Source organism: Tsukamurella sp. II2bb (genome assembly GCF_057815145.1).
On sequence record NZ_JBYPZI010000001.1, the window covers coordinates 497,394 to 513,552 of the forward strand.

A 16,159-nucleotide genomic window follows, 5' to 3' on the forward strand; every position below is an offset into this window, starting at 1 on the left:
CTCGCTGGAGAGGCAGGGCCTGCGTCCCCCAGCGAGACGATGTCGCCGGTGTCTAGTCGGTACCCCGACCGTGCTCGGCTCGACTGACCGCGATGCGGCGTTCTGCGACTTCGGCCGCCTTTTCCTTGTTGCCGATGACGGTGTTGATGATGTCGGCGAGGCCCATGATCGTGCCGCCGGCTCCCCAGTGGCCTTCAGGGATTTCGAGGGGGAACACCCAGACGCGGTGGTGTGCGTCGGGATCGCCGGAGTCCTCGGCGTTGACGACGGCGGCGGTGACGTCGGCGACGAGCGCTTGGCGGCGATCGAGAGTGTTCACTTGGCCTTCGGGGACGGAGGCGATGACGCGGTAGTGGGGCTTCGCAGGAAGGGTTCCGCCCGCGTAGATCGGTGTGTGGTTGACGACCACCCACGCGATCTGCCGGACTACCGGGTTGGCGGGGTCTGCGCCTTCGGCTTTGACGAGGATCGTGGTCAGTTCGTCGACGAGCTGCCGCTCACGCTCCGGCGTCAGTGCGTCGGCGGGCAGGTTGAGGTCGATCATGGGCATGCTTGGTTCCCTTCGTCGTTGTTGGCTCTGGTGTGGGTCACGGTGTCGTCTATTTGCCGGTGAAGCGTGCGGCGCGTCGTTCGATGAAGGACTGCATGCCTTCGCGGCCGTCTTCGGTGTGGAGGAGGGCCGTCATGTCGTTGTCGAGTCGTGCGAACGCTGCCTGTTCGCCCTCGTTGCGGGCGCGGTGTGCGGATTCGAGGGTGGTCTTCACGCCGAGCGGGGCACTCTTCTCCGCGATGTGTTCGGCGAGCTCGAGTGCTCGGTCGAGCTGGTGGCCGGGTTCGACGACTTCCTGGACGAGCCCGATGCGCAGCGCTTCGGCGGCGTCGTAGGGCTCGCCGGTCAGTAGCCAGCGCATCGCGTTGCCCCAGCCGGCATCGCGTGGGAGTCGAACTGTGGCCCCGCCGAATGCGTAGATGCCACGGTTGATCTCCATCTGAGTGAACGTGGCATCGGACGAGGCGATCCGGATGTCGGCGGCGAGCGCGAGTTCGATTCCGAGGGTCATGACCCATCCGTGGACTGCCATCACGAGCGGCGTCGTCCAGACGTTGGACCGCCGCCATGGGTCGAGGCGCCCGGGGCGGTCGTAGTCGACGCCGCCCTGCTCGATCTGCGGCCCGACCTCTTGGAGGTCGAGGCCGCCGGTGAAGTTCTTGCCGTGCGCGAAGAGAACGCCGCAGCGGATCTCGGGGTCGTTCTCGAGGCGGTGATACGCCTGGGCGAGTTCGTCGATCATCTGCAGGTTGAACGCGTTGAGCTTGTCGGGGCGGTTGAGCCCGATCAGCAGAACGTGTCCGCGTTGCTCGACGGTGACCGTGGGTTCGATCGGGGTCGTGGTGTCCGGCATGAGGATTCCTTCCAGGAGGGGGCTTGGAGCGCGCTGATGCGCCGCGGTGTGGTCAGCCACGGGGTTAGGTGATGGTGACGCCGCCGTCGACGGGGAGGGTGGGGCCCGTGATGTATCCGGCCGCGTCCGAGGCGAGGAAGACCACCGTCGCGGCGAGCTCCTCGGGACGTCCGAACCGTCCGCTGAGGACGCGGCCGAGAGTCTTCTCGACGTAGTCGGCCGGGTACTGGTCGGTCATCTCCGAGGTGAAGAAGCCGGGGGCCACGGCGGTGACGCGGATGCCTTTGCGGCCGGTCCACTGCGCAGCGAGATCGCGGGTGAGGCCGATGAGGGCGGCCTTGCTCGAGGCGTACGCGGCCTGCGGAAGTCCGGCGGTCGTCAGCCCGATGACGCTGGAGATGTTGATGATCGTCGAGCCGGGCTTCATGACGCGGCCGCAGGCCTGGGCGAACCAGTACGCGCCGTTGAGGTTCACGTCGATGACCTGGCGGAACTGCTCGGGAGTCTCCTTCGTCGCCGGTACTGCCGTGCCGATTCCGGCGTTGTTGACGAGAATGTCGACCTTCCCGAAGGCCGCCATGGCCTCCACGACCACGCGGTCTGCGTCTTCAGGATCGGCGACGTCGGCGCGGACCGCGATGGCCCTGCGTCCCAGCGCCTCGACCTTCGCCTTGGTCTCGGCGAGCTTGTCCTCGCGGCGGGCGGCGAGCACGACGTCGGCGCCGGCTTCGGCGAGCGCGACGGCGAACGCCACCCCCAGTCCCGACGAGGCACCGGTGACGACAGCGACTTTGCCGTCGAGTTTGAACATGTCGAGTACTCCCATGGTGATCTCCTAATAGTTGGAAGTGAGTTGAGATTCCGCTGCGGTCAGGACGGTGCTTTGAGGTCTTTGCGGAGGATCTTCCCGGCCGCGGACTTCGGGATCGTCGAGATGAAATCGACCATGCGAATGCGCTTGTGCGGTGCGATGCGGGAGCGGACCCAGTCGATGATCTCCTCGCTCTTCGCACTCGCGCCCTGTTGCAGCACGACGAACGCCCGCGGGATCTCGCCCGCTTCCTCGTCCGGGTGGGCCACGACCGCGACGTCGGCGACCGCGGGATGTGTGAGCAGCAGCGCTTCGAGTTCCGCCGGTGGTACTTGGTAGCCCTTGTACTTGATGAGTTCCTTGAGGCGGTCGACGACGTACACCTCGTGCTGGGGCCCGACCTCGACGATGTCGCCCGTACGCAGCCACCCGTCCGGGGTGATCGTGTCGGAGGTGGCCGCATCGTTGCCGAGGTAGCCGAGCATGATGTTCGGGCCGCGGACGAGCATCTCGCCGGGGCGGGTCCGGCCGCCGGGTGCAGGCGGGACGTCGTCGCCGGTGTCGACGTCGACGACGCGGAACTCGATGTTGGGCACCGCGAGTCCGATCGATCCGATCGAGATGCTGTCGTCGCCGATCGGGGTGGTGTGCGAGAGGGGGCTCAGTTCGGTCATTCCGAAGCCCTGCATGAGTTCTGCCGGGATGCGCTGCAGCAGCGCCGTCCCGAGCGCCTCGTCCATGGGTGCGGCGCCGGTGAGGATCCGGCGGATCGACGTCAGGTCGTAGTCGTGGACGATCGGGTGCTTGGCGAGGGCGACCGCGATGGGCGGGGCGATGTACAGATAGGTCACGCGCCGGCTCTGCACGAGGTCGAGGAGCGCGGGTAGTTCCATCTTCGGCATCGTCACCAGCGTGCCGCGGCGGTACAGGGTCAGGTTCATGATGGTGTTCATCCCGTAGATGTGGAAGAACGGGAGAACGGCCATGACCCGGTCGTCGCGGCCGACATCGATGGGGACGCTGCTCTGGGCGATGTTGGCGACGAGATTGCGGTGGGTGAGCATGACGCCTTTCGCCAGGCCAGTGGTGCCTGATGAATAGGGCAGGGCCGCAAGTGCCGTGGGCGGGTCGATGGCGACCTCGGGTGCCGGATGATCGCGCTCGATCAGGGTGGCCAGCGACACCCGGTGGTCCGAGTGGTCGATGACGATGACCTCCCCGGCTGGGATATCGGCCTGTCGAGCAGCGTCGTCGGCGGTCGGCAGCAGCGACGACGTCGTGATGTACACCTTCGCTTTCGAGTCCTTGAGCTGCTTGGCGACCTCGGCGGCCGAGTAGAGGGTGTTGAGCGTGGTGACCGTCGCGCCGGCGCGGAGAATCCCGTAGTAGGCGACGGCGAACTCAGGCGAGTTGGGCACCTGCAACGCGATGACGTCGCCGGGCGCGATACCGTGTGCTGCGAGTGCTCCTGCGAAGGCATCGGCCTGTCGTCGGAGTTCGCGGTAGGTGAGGTCGACGGCACCGTCGGTGACGGCTGTGCGGTCCAGGTCGTCGGCGGCGAGGGATCCGAGGACCTCGGTGTAGACGTCTCCGCGTGGGATCTCGACCGGCGGATAGGTGCTGCTGTAGATCATGTGGTTGTCGTCTGCTCTCTTCTCTGTCTCAGACGGGTCAGGCCCGGAACGCCTGGTTGAAGATGCCGGGTAGCGCGGTCCAGCTCGGGTGTGCGGCGAATCGGGTGAGCCGCTCGGCGACGCCCTTGGCCGAGCGGGCGGTGACGAACCACGCCGGCTTCGGCGACAGGGCGATCTCGCCGCCGGCGATCGATCGCGGGAACGGGCGGAAGGGCCCGTTGACGATGCTGCGCTCGACCTTGTCCAGCAGATGCGCGTTGTGCACGATGCCGATGCCGGAACCGACCTCGCGGAGGGTGTTGCCGGTGTACGCGCCCCACGAGAGGGCGGGCATGAGGAACCCGACGGCGCTCCACACGTTGATGCCGATCGTGCCGTAGCGCAGGTCGGCGACGGCGTCCTCGAAGGCGGATCCCATGGCCCTGCGGTCGGCCGGGGCGATGATCATGCTCGCTCCCAGAGTGCCGTCGAGTTCGTCGTTGGAGAACGTGATGGCGGCGCGAAGGAAGTCGAGGCCGGTGCCGGGGAGCTCGATGTGTGCCAGGACCGGGCCGAAGTACTCGGTGGTCAGTGCGTCCTGCGAGGTGTTCGCGTCCAGCCGCACGAGGGTGCGGCCGTTGACGTCCTCCGCATCGGGATAGGAGGCGTGGGCCGCGGCGGTCTTCGCCTCGGTGCCCGGGTACCACGAGGTCCGCTCGGGCAGTCCGGCTACGACGCGACGGATCTCGGCGAGGAGGGCATCCTTCTGCGGCCACGCCTCGGAGACGATGAGTACCTGGCCGCCGATGCAGTTGTGGCCGCAGTTGTGGAACCGCTGGGTCGCAATGTGTTCGGCCTGATACCGCAGGTCCTCGTCGTCCCACTCACCGGGAACGACGATGATCGGCGAGACCCCGCCCAGTTCGCTGGTGATGGGCTTATCGAGAGTCGGCTCGCCGCTCTTGTCCGACTCCGGGCCCCACACGATCGCGTCGTGGGTGACGCTGCTGCCGGTGATATGAATGTGGTCGATGCCCGGATGTCGGGTGAGGTAGCGGCCGACGTCCGGCCCTCCGTTGACGATCCGGAGCAGGTCCGCGTCGATCAGAGGCTTGAATGCGGCCTCGTAGGCCGTGGTGAGGCCCTCGAACGTCGGGTTGAGCTTGAGGATGCTCACCCGGTTGTGGGCGATGAGCTCGTAGAGGACGTCGAGCGGTCCGATGGCTGAGACGTTGCCGGCGCCGAGAACGAGGCCGACTCCGCCGTTCTCGCCGAGGCGCAGAGCGCCCAGCCCAGCCGTTCGGCGGGCTTCGTCCGCGGTGACACCGGGCTCGAGCCACACCTCGGCGGTGAACCCGTTGAACAGGTTGAACTCGAACAGATCGGTAGGAAGCATCGCGAACGCGGTGCGGTCCCCAGGCGCGGGACGGGTCTTCAGGCCCGATGCCGGTGACTTGCCGACCGCGATCCTCTTCAGGCTGTCGGTGACCGCAGCGATGCCGGTGAGGGTGGCGTACGGGCCCGACATCCACTCCTCGCCTTCGAGTGGCCCGGCGGGGATGTTCTTCGCGGTGATGGCGGCGGCCGCCCAGTCGTCGGCGGCGCCGGCCACGGCCCGGTGCGTCCGCTCGAGGAGTGTGATCCGCTCGGCGGTGCCCATGACGGCCCATCGCCGCGCTCCGCGGGTGAGGTCGTCCACAGCGGTGTCCACGTCGGCTTCGGTGGCGGTGGCACGGTTGGTTGTGGTCATGAGGGAAGGTCCTTCTGGGAGGTGGTGGAGGGGCTACTGGTCGGTGGGGCGGCCGTCGACAGGCGTGCCGCGATACTCCGGCTTGACGCCTTTGAGGCCCCGTTCGACGGCCTGATCGAGCACCCTCTGGCCGTTCCTGTCGAAGTAGTCCCGGACGACCTTGAGCCGGGTGAGCTGATTCGGGATCCGCAACAGCACCGATGCGGTGCGGACGACGGCCTCCGCCAAGGGAAGCGGTGCGACACCGAGGCATTCGCGCAGGTCGCCGTCCGGAAGGGTGGCGGTCATCCGGGGCGCTAGGAGCTGGCGGGACAGTGCCTGGTTGATCGCTCGCGAACCATGGAAGTGGCCCATGTCGGTGGCACCGGCGATCACGTACTCGGTCAGCTCCGCGCCCTTGGCGCTGGGCTGGTAGAAGCTCTGGTGCTCGCGGGACTGGAGTTCGAACTCCTCGGCGTGGGTTCGGCCCAGCAGCTGGTTGTTGGCGCCTTGGATGCGCGATACCCAGCGCCACATCAGCGCGAAGCCGTCACGTTCCTCCTGGCTGACGACGCCGCCGGCGAACTCGATGATGTTCACGCGGTGCTGCCCGAAGATGTAGGTGCACGCCGCGGTGGCGAGCTGACTGATCGGCGTGCCTTTGTCGGAGAGCGGCCATCGGCCGCTGCGGTGAATGCCGAGTCGGATCATCGTGTGCAGGAGCCGGATCCGAACCCAGACGATCCACCGTTCGCCGCCGGGGAGCATGCCGTCGACATCGAGCGCGCCGACGAAGGCGTTCGCCGTCTCCATCATCCGCCGGCGGTAGTCGCCGGTGCCGCCGGCCAGGCGCCCGGTCGAGCCCATGACCTCGGCGGTCGCCGGGTCGATGTAGGTGAACGGCAGAGCGGAGTGCATGCCGATGTTCATTCCGAGCGGGTTCCGTCGCCCCATGCTGGCGCCGGCGCGCAGTGCATCGACGTCGAACCAGGAGGGCAGGGTCTCGACGTCCCGGAAGAAGGCGATCGCCTCCGTCGCGCCTTCCGCCTCGAGGTTCCTCGCGTTGTCGTAGAGGTCACCGCCCATCATCTTCTTCGTGCGCATCAGCTCGATCAGATCCTCGGCGAGCGGGTCACCGACGTGATTCCACGCCTCGTAGTCGACCTCATCGGGAGCGAGGTAGACCTCCGCACCGGGAATGCGGGCGAGCTCGTTCAAAGCGGCGACACGCTCAGCGAGCGGACCACGCACCGCGGGCGAATGAGGGTTGAGGGCTGCAGTCATGTCTCTCCTTGACTTGTGAGATGTCGCGTGACCAGGACAGGTGCAACAGCTCGTATCTGTAACGTGAGTCTCACTCTAAATCAGAGTCGAACTCTAGTCTAGAGTCAGACTCTGATTTACTATGGAGGTATGACGCATCCGATACGTCGCCCACCCGCCCCGACGGCCGGGCGTCGGCGCAGACGTGGGGCGCAACGCGCACCTGCATTACGATCTGCGACGATGACGATCGATAAGTCGGCTACCTCGACTGGTGGGCAGGCGGGGCCGGCGGCACGTGGCGAGCGGCGCCGGGCGAAGACTCGCGCGGCGATCATCGCTGCCGCCGAGGAGTTCCTCGGCCACACTGCGCCGGATTCCGTCCGAATCGAGGACGTCGCCACGCGTGCGGGGATATCGCCGGCAACGGTGTATGTGCATTTCGGCAGCAAGGACGGCCTGGTCGCGGCAACGACCGAGCATCTCCTCGAGGTAGCGACCGCCGAGGTCGCCAGTGTCACCAGCGGTGACGGTCCCGCCGTCGAGCGCATCATCGCAACAGGGCGCGCATACCTCAAGCTCCTGATCGATCACCCGGCGCTGACCCGCTACCTCACCGGTAGGCAGTTGCGTACCGACGCGATCGTGTCGGCGTCCGACTTGCGTATCGATGAGCAGCTCGAAGGCTCACGGCTCGCGTTCGAGCAGCTGATCCAGGACGCGATCGACGCGGGCGAGGTGCTGCCTCATGACGCGCGCCTGATGTCGCACTTCCTCTTCGGCGCGTGGGTAGGACTGGCTGCGCTATCCCTGGAGGGAAATCCCAGGCCGCTCACCAGTGAGGACGTCAGTAGGGCTGGCCTACAAGCCCTTGAGGTACTCACCCGCGGTACGACCGTCGATCGGCCGCCCCAGAGCCCTGACCGAGGCGAAAGCCGCGCGGCTGGTACGCCTGGTTCGGGTCGGCGAGCCGGTAGCGATGGCAGCTGAGGCGATCGGGATCAGACGCGCCTCCGCGTACTGGATCGTGAAGGACGCAGAGGTCGCGGTGTCGGCCCACCGCGCGGGTCACCGTGGCGGTTGCCAGGGCCACGTCCCTTCCTTGAGACGCCAGCGGCCGAAGACGATCGCCAACGCCATCGCCGAGATGCTCGCCGCGGAGATCCACGTCATGCCGAAGGACAGCATGGCGAGGAAGAGTCCGATCGGTACCACGACCAGCAGGACGATGCCGGCTATGCGAACGCGCCGTCGGCGGACGGCCTCGAAATCCTCGGTCATGCCCGGAACCCTATCGCCGCCCGGCCAGGGTGGGGCGGGGCCGACCGAAGCGGGTGCACCGACGTGCATTTGCGGATGGTTCAGCGGGATGGCTACCGTGGGCTGCATACCGCCTCGGCGGTACGCCTGCCCACGCCACGGGGGCATCACTTCGACGTACGAGGAGAAGGCAATGCCCCCTGGCCTGGATGTCACCTGGGTCGACCCGAACGGCGCCACACCGGCGATCGGGACCTTCCGGTTCTACTTCCACGACGAGCGGTGGGAGTGGTCCGACGAGGTAGCGCTGATGCACGGTTACCAGCCCGGCACCGTGCAGCCGACGACCTCGATCGTGCTCTCCCACAAGCACCCCGACGATCAGAGCGCGGTGGCGCAGACCATCGAGAACGCGATCGCGACACGCGCGCCCTTCTCCAGCCGCCATCGGATCGTCGACACCGCGGGTGTGGTCCGCACCGTCGTCGTGGTGGCGGACCGGATCGTCGAGAACGGCGAGGTCGTGGGCTCGTACGGGGTGTACGTCGACTTCACCGGGACCGTCCAATCGGAGGTGCGCAGTTCACTCGATCAGTTCGTGCCGCGGCTGACCGCCTCGCGCGAGGTGATCGACTGCGCCAAGGGCATGATCATGTTCGTCTACGGGCTGCCCGCGGACCGCGCCTTCGACCTCCTCCGGTGGCGATCGCAGGAGTGCAATGTGAAGGTCCGAGTTCTGGCGGAACAGATCATCGCCGACGTGGCCGGGGAGGGGGCCGACATGGTGACGCCCCGCACGCGGTCGGCGTTCGACCACCTGCTGCTCACGGCGCACACCCGCATCCGGCAGAAGGACGAGGCGCGCTGACGTTCGCGCGGGATCACCGCACCATCGAAGAACCCTCCGCGCGAGAGTGTTCCGGCTGCGGGGCCGAGTAGCGCCTACGCCCGCCCCGGGACACGGAGCGGGAGATCACGGTGGCGTGGTGGAAGGGCAGTTGTGCGGGATCGTCCAGGTCCGCCTCGGCACCGTCGATCCGATGCCAGGCCTGCTCCCCGACGGCGCGGCAGCAGGTGATCGCGTGCCCGGAGGCGGTGCACCGGCTGGCGACCTCGACTCGGCCGACCACCACCGCACCGTCCTCGGTGGGGACGGGAACGTCCACGTCCAGCACCACCGTCAGTTCGTGCAACACGGACACCACGGACCCCTCCCGGCAACAGGTTTCGATGCGGTGACGGGCCGCGTCGCGCGGCGTCTCCGCGAGCCGGGAGTGCCCGCAACGGCCCCGGTTCAAACATCGGGCTACGTACTCAGGCGCGTGCGCGGCCCAGCGCGATGGGCGAGGTGGGGAAGGGAACCCACGCCGGCGCCAGCATCCGCTCCTCGAGCGCCGTCACGCGTAAGCCCGCGCCGCTGATCAGCCCGACGGCGTCGCGGTGCGCGTGGCAGTTCCCGAACAGCCGCGGCCAGACGGTGGCGTCCGCGGCCTTCTGCAGGCCCTCCAGCATCCCGCCCCGCGCGGCGACGTGCTCGAGGAAGCGGAGCTCGCCGTCGGGCCGGAGGAGGCCGCGCACCTGGCGGATCGCGCCCTCCGGGTCGGGGAGCGAGCACAGGACCAGGCTGAAGACGACGGCGTCGAAGGGCTCGGTCGCGGTGTACTCGTCCAGGCGCTCCGATCGCAGCTCGATCCGCGCATCCGCCACCGGCGCGGCCTCCGCCCGCAGGGCTGCCTCCGGTTCCAGTGCCACCACGGCGGTCACCTCGGGCGGGTACAGGGCGAAGTTGGTCCCGGTGCCGGCGCCCACCTCGAGCACCCGGCCCGACAGTCCGTCCAGGTTGCGCCGGCGCAGCCCGGTCAGCATCGGCGGCTCGTTGCGCACCAGCCGTGGCCACATCCGCACGAAGAAGGTCTCGCTCATGTTCTAGGAATACCCCAGCGCCATCTCCGCGAGGAGCCGATCCGCCGGCACGGGCGCGAGGTCCCAGGCTTCCAGCGAGACGCAGATCGACCGCTTCCCCGAGCGGCGCTGCGTGGAGTGGGTGTGCCCGTGGACCAGCCACATCCCGAGGTCGGGCAGCTGGAACTGGGTGAGTTCGCCGCGCTCGAAGCGGTCCGGCACGCCCGCGTACGGGTAGTGGCTCAGCAGCACACCGTGCTCGCCGACCTTGGTGCGGGCGTGCTGCTGCACCGATCGGAAGACCTCCGCGTACGCGGGGAAGAAGCGCTGCGCGCCGCGCCGCATCGGGTTCACCGGATCGTGGTTCCCGGTCACCAGATGCATCGGAACCCGCAGCGTGCCGAGCTGAGCCAGCGCCGATTCCATACTCGCCACCCCGCCCGAACAGATGTCGCCGAGTACCCACAGCACGTCGGCGTCCGGGTCCAGCCGGTGCAGCTGTGTCAGCACCGCGGCGTCGTGCTCGGCGACGCTCCGGAAGCCGCGCAGCTCGGCCAGCTTCGGGTGCTGCAGGTGCAGGTCGGAGGTGAAGAAGTCCACCGTGCAACGATCGCATCCACGCCGCTCGGACGCAGGCGAATATCACCGTCCGCGGAGCGCCTGGTAAACCGATAGGAATGACCACCCTGGAGGTACCCGCGCAGTTCGCCCGCAGCGGCGGCGGGTTCGATTCGCTGCCCGCCGCCGAGGGGCGCTGGGCGCCCGGCACGCTGTCGGGTCCGGCCATCGCGGGCCTGCTCGCGCAGGTCATCGACACCGAGTTCGGCGAGGGCCTCGTCGGCACGCGGTGGCACTGCGACATGTTCCGCATGGTCCGCTCCGGCCATCTCGACGTCCGCACCAGGCTGGTCCGCTCGGGCCGACGCATCCGCGTCGCCGAGGCCGAGATCATCCAGAGCGACAGGACCGTCGTCCGGGCGGCGGTGACCTTCTACCACCGGTCCGCGCAGCCCGACGGTGCCGTCTGGTCCGATCCGCACGTCCCCGCGCCACCGCCGCCGGGTGCGCCGCGTCTCGCGATGGCATGCGGCGCCGGGGAATACGTCCCGGCGGCGACGCCGGAACGGTGGGCGACCGCGGAACGCAAGCGGGTCTGGACCCGGGGCTGGCGCGTCCTGGACGGCGAGGAGACCACGCCCTTCGCCCGCGCCGCGATGGTCTCCGATTGCACCAACCTGGTCACCGGCATGGGTACGGGCGGTGTCGAGACCATCAACGGCGATGTCTCCATGGCCATCGCCCGCGCGCCGCACGGCGACGAGATCGGTTTGGAGGCCGACCAGTTCGTCATCGTCGACGGCATCAGTATCGCTTCGGCCAGCATGTTCGACCGCGCGGGACGGTTCGGCGTCTGCACCGTCACCGGCATCGCCACCGGTTCCGCGGTACACGGGCCCACGTCGTCATGACCGTCGTCGTCAGCCGGCGGGGGCCGGTCACCGTCATCGAGATCGACCGGCCCGGCGTGCGCAATGCCGTCGATCGGGCGACCGCGGAGGCCCTCGCGGACGCCTTCCGCGCCTTCGACGCCGATCCCGGCGCGGCGGTCGCCGTGCTGCACGGTCGCGGCGGGACCTTCTGCGCCGGAGCCGATCTCAAGGCCGTGGCCGCGGGCACACCGAACCGGGTGGAACCCGACGGGGACGCGCCGATGGGCGTCTCGCGGATGCGGCTGAGCAAGCCGGTCATCGCGGCGATCGAGGGTCACGCCGTGGCCGGCGGCCTCGAACTCGCGATCTGGGCGGACCTGCGGGTCGCCGCCACGGACGCGATCCTCGGCGTCTTCTGCCGGCGCTGGGGCGTTCCGCTGATCGACGGCGGTACCGTGCGCCTGCCCCGGCTCATCGGTGCGAGCCGCGCGATGGATCTCATCCTGACGGGGCGCCCCGTCGACGCGGCGGAGGCCGAGCGGATCGGGTTGGTCAACCGCACCGTCGAACCCGGTACCGCGCTGGAGTCCGCGATCGAGCTGGGCCGGCAGCTGGCCGGCTTCCCGCAGACCTGCCTGCGCAACGACCGGCTGTCCATGCTGGAGGCCGAGTCGGCTCCGGAGCCCGAGGCGCTCGGGATCGAGTACCGCTACGGGGTGCGCTCGCTGGCCGACGGTGCGGTCGACGGCGCCACTCGGTTCTCCGGCGGAGCGGGACGGCACGGCTCCTTCCACGACGGAGCACCGGCGTCCGAGGACGGCGAATAGTCGGGTAACGGACACGCAACGGTCATCCGCAATTCGTCACACGGGTCACATCAACCCCTTAGGGTGCAGGTGAACGCCCCGCCCGGGGGCAGGCAGAAGGGAACACCATGGGACTCGCCGGCGTCCGCAGCGAACTCGACGATCTCACGGCTCAGCTCCTCCTCATCGCCGCGTCCATCGGCCGCACCGGCGACGACCTCCAGATCGACGCCCGCAGCCTCCACGAAACGGGCTCGTCCGATGCGGTCAACTCCATCGCCCGCCGGCTCGATGACCAGGGTCGGCAACTGCGCCGCCTGCAGGCGCGGATCGCCGGGATGGTCGACTCGCTCGCCTGATCAGCCGCGGCCGATGCGCATCGCCGCGAGCCAGGCGCGGAAGTCCGCGTAGGCGGTGGTGAGAGCGTCCGCCGGCCAATCCTCGGGCCGCAGTTCCGGCGGGAGCAGCGGATCCTGGTAGAGGTGCCGGACCACGGAGACCATCGTCAGGAACCGCGCCTGTCCGTCCTCGCCCGCATCCGCAACGGCGCCGAGGAGCGCGTGCCCGCGACGCGACCACTCCGGCAGGTCCCACAGCGTCCGCGCGAGGTCGACGGGGTCGTCGTCCGGCCGCGCGGTGAAGCCCGTGGTCACCTGACGCACCGTCGCGGGCAGCGTGCGGTCCAGGTTCGCGGGCCGCATCCACACGCCCTCTCGGAGCTCCGCGAGCCGCAACCGGGTCATCTCCGTGCGCAGCTCTGCGCGATCGCCGGCGCTCCGGCCGCTGGTGGTGACGACGAGCGTCTCCCACGTGCCGTTCCAGGGCAGCAGCGCGGGAGAGTCCGTGCGGGCCTGACGGCGGGCCAGCCGTTCCGAGAGCGCGTAGCGGCCACCGTCGCGCCGCAGGTCTCCGGACGCCACCATGCGCGACATCGCCGCGCGCGTCGTGGATTCCGATACCCCGAACAGCCGCATCGCCGCCACGATCTCGCGCCCCTCCAGCTCGGGCGGGTGCGCGCCGAGCAGCAGGCTGAGCACGGCCGATCGCGCCGAGACCGTGGTGGTGAGCGGGGTGGACATCGGCGTCGACGCTACACCGCAGCACGTGCCGGCCCCGTCGGGACGACGGTGCCGTGCCGTGGGCGGCGGGTGACAGGCGGCGGGCGCTCGCGTCGCACGGTCCCCGCCACGCGCCCGGCCGTCCCCCGCGCGACGCCGAAAGGCGGTTCTGGCGTTTCGTCCCTTACCAGACGCCGGTCGTGGGGTGTGGGTTCAGCCGACCCCCACGCCACGCCGATTCCCCTGCCGGACGCCAGCTCTCCCTTGCTGAACGCCAATTCCCGCATGGCGTGCCGCACGCCCTCGGCCACCCCCACGCGGCGCCGGCCCCGCGCTGCCTGCAGAGCGACGGAATCTGATTTCATTGCACTTCTGGTGCGACTGTCGGGGATATGCAACACTGAGGTGACGGCCCGAGCGGGCCGCGCACCGTCGAACGAAGGAGCTGGCGTGCCGACCCATGAAGTGACCAACCAGGTACCGCCGCTGCTGGGTTTCAACACCGCCGAGACCCCGATGATCGACGACGCGCTGCGGCGCGCCCACGTGGACGCGGCGCAGCGGGAGGCGATCCACGCGCTGGGCGCGCTCGCCGGCACCGCCGAGGCCCTCGAATGGGGCGACCTCGCCGAGGCGCATCCGCCCGTGCTCAAGACCCACGACCGGTACGGCAACCGTATCGACGAGGTGGTCTACGACCCGGCCTACCACCGGCTCATGAAGGTCTCCGTCGAGCACGGACTGCACGCCGCACCGTGGGCGGAGACCGACCCGAACGCGCACCTGGTGCGCGCCGCCAAGTTCAGCGTCTGGGGCCACGTCGACGCCGGGCACGGCTGCCCGATCTCCATGACCTACGCGGTGGTCCCCGCGCTGCGGGCGAACGCCGAGCTCGCCGCGCAGTACGAGCCGCTGCTCACCGCGAAGGAGTACGACTTCGGCCTGCGCGCCCCGCTGGGCAAGCGCGGCCTGATCGCCGGCATGTCCATGACCGAGAAGCAGGGCGGCTCGGACGTCCGTGCCAACACCACCCGCGCGGTCCCGCAATCCGATGGGACGTACCGGATCACGGGACACAAGTGGTTCACCTCCGCGCCGATGTCCGACCTGTTCCTCACCCTGGCGCAGACAGAATCGGGCGTCTCCTGCTTCTTCATCCCGCGTGTGCTGCCCGACGGCACGCGCAACGTCTTCGCCTTGCAGCGGCTGAAGGACAAGCTGGGCAACCACTCCAACGCCAGCAGCGAGGTCGAGTACGACGAGACCGTCGGTTGGCTCGTGGGGGAGGAGGGCCGCGGGGTCCGCACCATCGTCGAGATGGTCAACATGACCCGCCTCGACTGCGTGCTCGGCACCGCCACCGGCATGCGCGCCGGCCTCGCGCAGGCCGCGCACCACGCCGCGCACCGGAAGGCCTTCGGCGCGAACCTCATCGACCAGCCGCTCATGCGCAACGTCCTCGCCGACCTGGCCGTCGAGGCCGAGGGCGCCACGACCGCGGGCCTGTGGCTCGCGAGCCTGACCGACCGCTCCGTCGCGGGCGACGAGGACGCCTCCGCGCTGCGCCGGATCGCCCTGGCCGTCACCAAGTACCACGTCTGCAAGCGCGGCCCGATCCACGCCGCCGAGGCGCTGGAGTGCTTGGGCGGCAACGGCTACATCGAGGACTCGCGCCTGCCGCGGCTCTACCGCGAGGCGCCGCTGCTCTCGGTCTGGGAGGGCTCCGGCAACGTGGCCGCGCTCGACGTCCTGCGCGCGATGGCCCGCGAACCGCAGTCCGTCGCGGCCTTCTTCGCCGAGCTCGACGCCGCCGCCGGCACCGACGCCGTCTACGACGAGGCGGTCGCGAGGCTCAAGGGCTCGTTCGGTGCGCTCGATCCGGCCGATCAGACCGCGATGCAGTTCGGTGCCCGCCGGCTCGTCGGCGATATGGCTGCGGCCCTACAGGGTTCGCTCCTGGTGCGGTACGGCCACCCCGCCGTCGCGGACGCCTACGTCCGGTCCCGGCTCGCCGGCGACCGCGGCGACGTCTTCGGTACCCTCCCGCAGGGCGTCGACACCGCCGCCATCCTCGACCGGGTCACCCCGAAGATCGGCTGATCAGGCGGTGAGCACCGGCCACATGGCCGGTGCGATCACGTCTTTCAGCTCCGCCCACGGCACGGTGAAGGCACGGTAGTCGCCCTCGGCGTGCGAGACGCCCGCGAAGACGGTCAGTCCGTCGGTCGCGGGGAGCCAGTTCGCCAGGTCGCGCGGGGGATCGGTGACGAAGACGGACGTGCCGGCGGCCTGCGCGCGCTGTTTCACCAGAGTGGCGAGCCGCGCCGTCCCAGTCGCCGGATCGACGAAGACATCGGTCAGCAGGACCGGGCGCGCGGTCGCGGTCGCGATGACGACGGTGCCGATCACCGTGGTGGGGTGCGCGCCCCGCTCGATGTAGGTGCTCGTCAGGAGCAGACCTGCGACGACGCCGGGCCCGAGACGGGTGACCGCGGAGCCACGGCCGTCCGCGAGCCGGCCGTCGCGCACCGTCATCGTTCCCGAGGTTCCCTCGGGCAGGGTCAGTTGCGGTGCCAACGAGGCCCGCATGGAGGCGTTGAACCGGTCCGCGACGGCGGGCGATCCGCCGGTCACCGTCGGCAGGCCGACGTCGAAGGTCACCGGCCCCTGCGTGCCGGTGCGCCGCTGTTCGCCCGCGACGTACGAGCCGCGGGCGGGCACCGTCACCGTCGGTGCGGCGGACGGGGAGCCGGGCGGGCCCGGCGAGACCTCGACGGACCCGGGAGAGGCGCCCGACGTTCCGGCCGGCGGCGCCGAACGGTCGCACGCGGTCGCCGTCGACCCCGCGATCAGGAGGGCGGCGACGGCCCGCGCGACGCGCACC

18 protein-coding genes are annotated in these 16,159 nt (G+C 69.6%); 6 read left to right on the top strand and 12 right to left on the bottom strand.

What is annotated here, in order from left to right:
* Nucleotides 1-52: 52 nt before the first annotated feature.
* The 6 genes from AC21LY_RS02765 to AC21LY_RS02790 all read right to left on the bottom strand — a co-directional run bounded on the left by AC21LY_RS02765 (nt 53) and on the right by AC21LY_RS02790 (nt 6,840).
* Nucleotides 53-544, bottom strand: coding sequence for a tautomerase family protein (locus tag AC21LY_RS02765; protein ID WP_489044695.1), 492 nt, complete (start codon nt 542-544; stop codon nt 53-55).
* A gap of 55 nt (nt 545-599) precedes the next feature.
* On the bottom strand, nt 600-1,403 hold the full coding sequence (locus AC21LY_RS02770; RefSeq protein WP_489044696.1) for a crotonase/enoyl-CoA hydratase family protein: 804 nt from the start codon (nt 1,401-1,403) through the stop codon (nt 600-602).
* Between the two features lie 64 nt (nt 1,404-1,467).
* Complete coding sequence (locus AC21LY_RS02775) at nt 1,468-2,229, bottom strand: SDR family NAD(P)-dependent oxidoreductase (protein ID WP_489044697.1); 762 nt, start codon at nt 2,227-2,229, stop codon at nt 1,468-1,470.
* Nucleotides 2,230-2,273: 44 nt separating this feature from the next.
* Nucleotides 2,274-3,848 (bottom strand): AMP-binding protein, encoded by a 1,575-nt coding sequence (locus AC21LY_RS02780; RefSeq protein ID WP_489044699.1) that lies wholly within the window; start codon nt 3,846-3,848, stop codon nt 2,274-2,276.
* Nucleotides 3,849-3,885: 37 nt separating this feature from the next.
* Complete coding sequence (locus AC21LY_RS02785) at nt 3,886-5,577, bottom strand: aldehyde dehydrogenase family protein (protein WP_489044701.1); 1,692 nt, start codon at nt 5,575-5,577, stop codon at nt 3,886-3,888.
* Nucleotides 5,578-5,610: 33 nt separating this feature from the next.
* Complete coding sequence (locus AC21LY_RS02790; RefSeq protein WP_489044703.1) at nt 5,611-6,840, bottom strand: oxygenase MpaB family protein; 1,230 nt, start codon at nt 6,838-6,840, stop codon at nt 5,611-5,613.
* Nucleotides 6,841-7,062: 222 nt separating this feature from the next.
* Here AC21LY_RS02790 and AC21LY_RS02795 point away from each other — a divergent pair, with 222 nt between their 5' ends.
* Nucleotides 7,063-7,809 carry a TetR/AcrR family transcriptional regulator gene (locus AC21LY_RS02795; RefSeq protein ID WP_489044704.1) on the top strand — a complete coding sequence of 249 codons (747 nt, stop codon included), beginning with the start codon at nt 7,063-7,065 and terminating at the stop codon, nt 7,807-7,809.
* A gap of 78 nt (nt 7,810-7,887) precedes the next feature.
* On the opposite strand, the gene AC21LY_RS02800 is transcribed toward AC21LY_RS02795, so the two are convergent.
* Nucleotides 7,888-8,100 (bottom strand): hypothetical protein, encoded by a 213-nt coding sequence (locus AC21LY_RS02800; RefSeq protein WP_489044706.1) that lies wholly within the window; start codon nt 8,098-8,100, stop codon nt 7,888-7,890.
* A 172-nt stretch (nt 8,101-8,272) separates the two neighbouring features.
* Between AC21LY_RS02800 and AC21LY_RS02805 the strand changes: the two genes are divergently transcribed.
* Complete coding sequence (locus AC21LY_RS02805) at nt 8,273-8,947, top strand: PAS and ANTAR domain-containing protein (protein ID WP_489044707.1); 675 nt, start codon at nt 8,273-8,275, stop codon at nt 8,945-8,947.
* Nucleotides 8,948-8,960: 13 nt separating this feature from the next.
* On the opposite strand, the gene AC21LY_RS02810 is transcribed toward AC21LY_RS02805, so the two are convergent.
* The 3 genes from AC21LY_RS02810 to AC21LY_RS02820 all read right to left on the bottom strand — a co-directional run bounded on the left by AC21LY_RS02810 (nt 8,961) and on the right by AC21LY_RS02820 (nt 10,581).
* Nucleotides 8,961-9,281, bottom strand: a complete 321-nt coding sequence (locus AC21LY_RS02810; protein ID WP_489044708.1) for a hypothetical protein — start codon at nt 9,279-9,281, stop codon at nt 8,961-8,963.
* A gap of 112 nt (nt 9,282-9,393) precedes the next feature.
* A complete protein-coding gene (locus tag AC21LY_RS02815; protein WP_489044709.1) occupies nt 9,394-10,002 on the bottom strand; it encodes a class I SAM-dependent methyltransferase in 609 nt (202 codons plus the stop codon).
* A gap of 3 nt (nt 10,003-10,005) precedes the next feature.
* Nucleotides 10,006-10,581, bottom strand: coding sequence for a metallophosphoesterase (locus AC21LY_RS02820; RefSeq protein WP_489044710.1), 576 nt, complete (start codon nt 10,579-10,581; stop codon nt 10,006-10,008).
* A 77-nt stretch (nt 10,582-10,658) separates the two neighbouring features.
* Between AC21LY_RS02820 and AC21LY_RS02825 the strand changes: the two genes are divergently transcribed.
* The 3 genes from AC21LY_RS02825 (at nt 10,659) to AC21LY_RS02835 (ending at nt 12,576) form a co-directional block, all read left to right on the top strand.
* On the top strand, nt 10,659-11,450 hold the full coding sequence (locus tag AC21LY_RS02825) for an acyl-CoA thioesterase domain-containing protein (protein WP_489044712.1): 792 nt from the start codon (nt 10,659-10,661) through the stop codon (nt 11,448-11,450).
* On the top strand, nt 11,447-12,238 hold the full coding sequence (locus tag AC21LY_RS02830; RefSeq protein WP_489044713.1) for a crotonase/enoyl-CoA hydratase family protein: 792 nt from the start codon (nt 11,447-11,449) through the stop codon (nt 12,236-12,238). The genes AC21LY_RS02825 and AC21LY_RS02830 overlap by 4 nt, the downstream gene beginning before the upstream one ends.
* 107 nt (nt 12,239-12,345) lie before the next feature.
* A complete protein-coding gene (locus tag AC21LY_RS02835) occupies nt 12,346-12,576 on the top strand; it encodes a hypothetical protein (RefSeq protein ID WP_489044714.1) in 231 nt (76 codons plus the stop codon).
* Here AC21LY_RS02835 and AC21LY_RS02840 read toward each other — a convergent pair whose 3' ends face one another.
* Nucleotides 12,577-13,296, bottom strand: a complete 720-nt coding sequence (locus AC21LY_RS02840) for a PaaX family transcriptional regulator C-terminal domain-containing protein (RefSeq protein ID WP_489044716.1) — start codon at nt 13,294-13,296, stop codon at nt 12,577-12,579.
* Between the two features lie 429 nt (nt 13,297-13,725).
* Here AC21LY_RS02840 and AC21LY_RS02845 point away from each other — a divergent pair, with 429 nt between their 5' ends.
* A complete protein-coding gene (locus tag AC21LY_RS02845) occupies nt 13,726-15,375 on the top strand; it encodes an acyl-CoA dehydrogenase family protein (protein ID WP_489044717.1) in 1,650 nt (549 codons plus the stop codon).
* Here AC21LY_RS02845 and AC21LY_RS02850 read toward each other — a convergent pair whose 3' ends face one another.
* On the bottom strand, nt 15,376-16,158 hold the full coding sequence (locus AC21LY_RS02850) for a hypothetical protein (protein WP_489044719.1): 783 nt from the start codon (nt 16,156-16,158) through the stop codon (nt 15,376-15,378).
* Between the last annotated feature and the right edge of the window lies 1 nt (nt 16,159).

What these genes read in the sequence shown, in the direction of transcription:
- AC21LY_RS02825 (WP_489044712.1), top strand. Translation starts at nt 10,659, where the DNA reads ATGACCACCCTGGAGGTACCCGCGCAGTTCGCCCGCAGCGGCGGCGGG.
- AC21LY_RS02770 (WP_489044696.1), bottom strand. Translation starts at nt 1,403, where the DNA reads ATGCCGGACACCACGACCCCGATCGAACCCACGGTCACCGTCGAGCAA.
- AC21LY_RS02780 (WP_489044699.1), bottom strand. Translation starts at nt 3,848, where the DNA reads ATGATCTACAGCAGCACCTATCCGCCGGTCGAGATCCCACGCGGAGAC.
- AC21LY_RS02775 (WP_489044697.1), bottom strand. Translation starts at nt 2,229, where the DNA reads ATGGGAGTACTCGACATGTTCAAACTCGACGGCAAAGTCGCTGTCGTC.
- AC21LY_RS02765 (WP_489044695.1), bottom strand. Translation starts at nt 544, where the DNA reads ATGATCGACCTCAACCTGCCCGCCGACGCACTGACGCCGGAGCGTGAG.
- AC21LY_RS02795 (WP_489044704.1), top strand. Translation starts at nt 7,063, where the DNA reads ATGACGATCGATAAGTCGGCTACCTCGACTGGTGGGCAGGCGGGGCCG.
- AC21LY_RS02785 (WP_489044701.1), bottom strand. Translation starts at nt 5,577, where the DNA reads ATGACCACAACCAACCGTGCCACCGCCACCGAAGCCGACGTGGACACC.
- AC21LY_RS02790 (WP_489044703.1), bottom strand. Translation starts at nt 6,840, where the DNA reads ATGACTGCAGCCCTCAACCCTCATTCGCCCGCGGTGCGTGGTCCGCTC.
- AC21LY_RS02805 (WP_489044707.1), top strand. Translation starts at nt 8,273, where the DNA reads ATGCCCCCTGGCCTGGATGTCACCTGGGTCGACCCGAACGGCGCCACA.
- AC21LY_RS02840 (WP_489044716.1), bottom strand. Translation starts at nt 13,296, where the DNA reads ATGTCCACCCCGCTCACCACCACGGTCTCGGCGCGATCGGCCGTGCTC.
- AC21LY_RS02800 (WP_489044706.1), bottom strand. Translation starts at nt 8,100, where the DNA reads ATGACCGAGGATTTCGAGGCCGTCCGCCGACGGCGCGTTCGCATAGCC.
- AC21LY_RS02830 (WP_489044713.1), top strand. Translation starts at nt 11,447, where the DNA reads ATGACCGTCGTCGTCAGCCGGCGGGGGCCGGTCACCGTCATCGAGATC.
- AC21LY_RS02835 (WP_489044714.1), top strand. Translation starts at nt 12,346, where the DNA reads ATGGGACTCGCCGGCGTCCGCAGCGAACTCGACGATCTCACGGCTCAG.
- AC21LY_RS02815 (WP_489044709.1), bottom strand. Translation starts at nt 10,002, where the DNA reads ATGAGCGAGACCTTCTTCGTGCGGATGTGGCCACGGCTGGTGCGCAAC.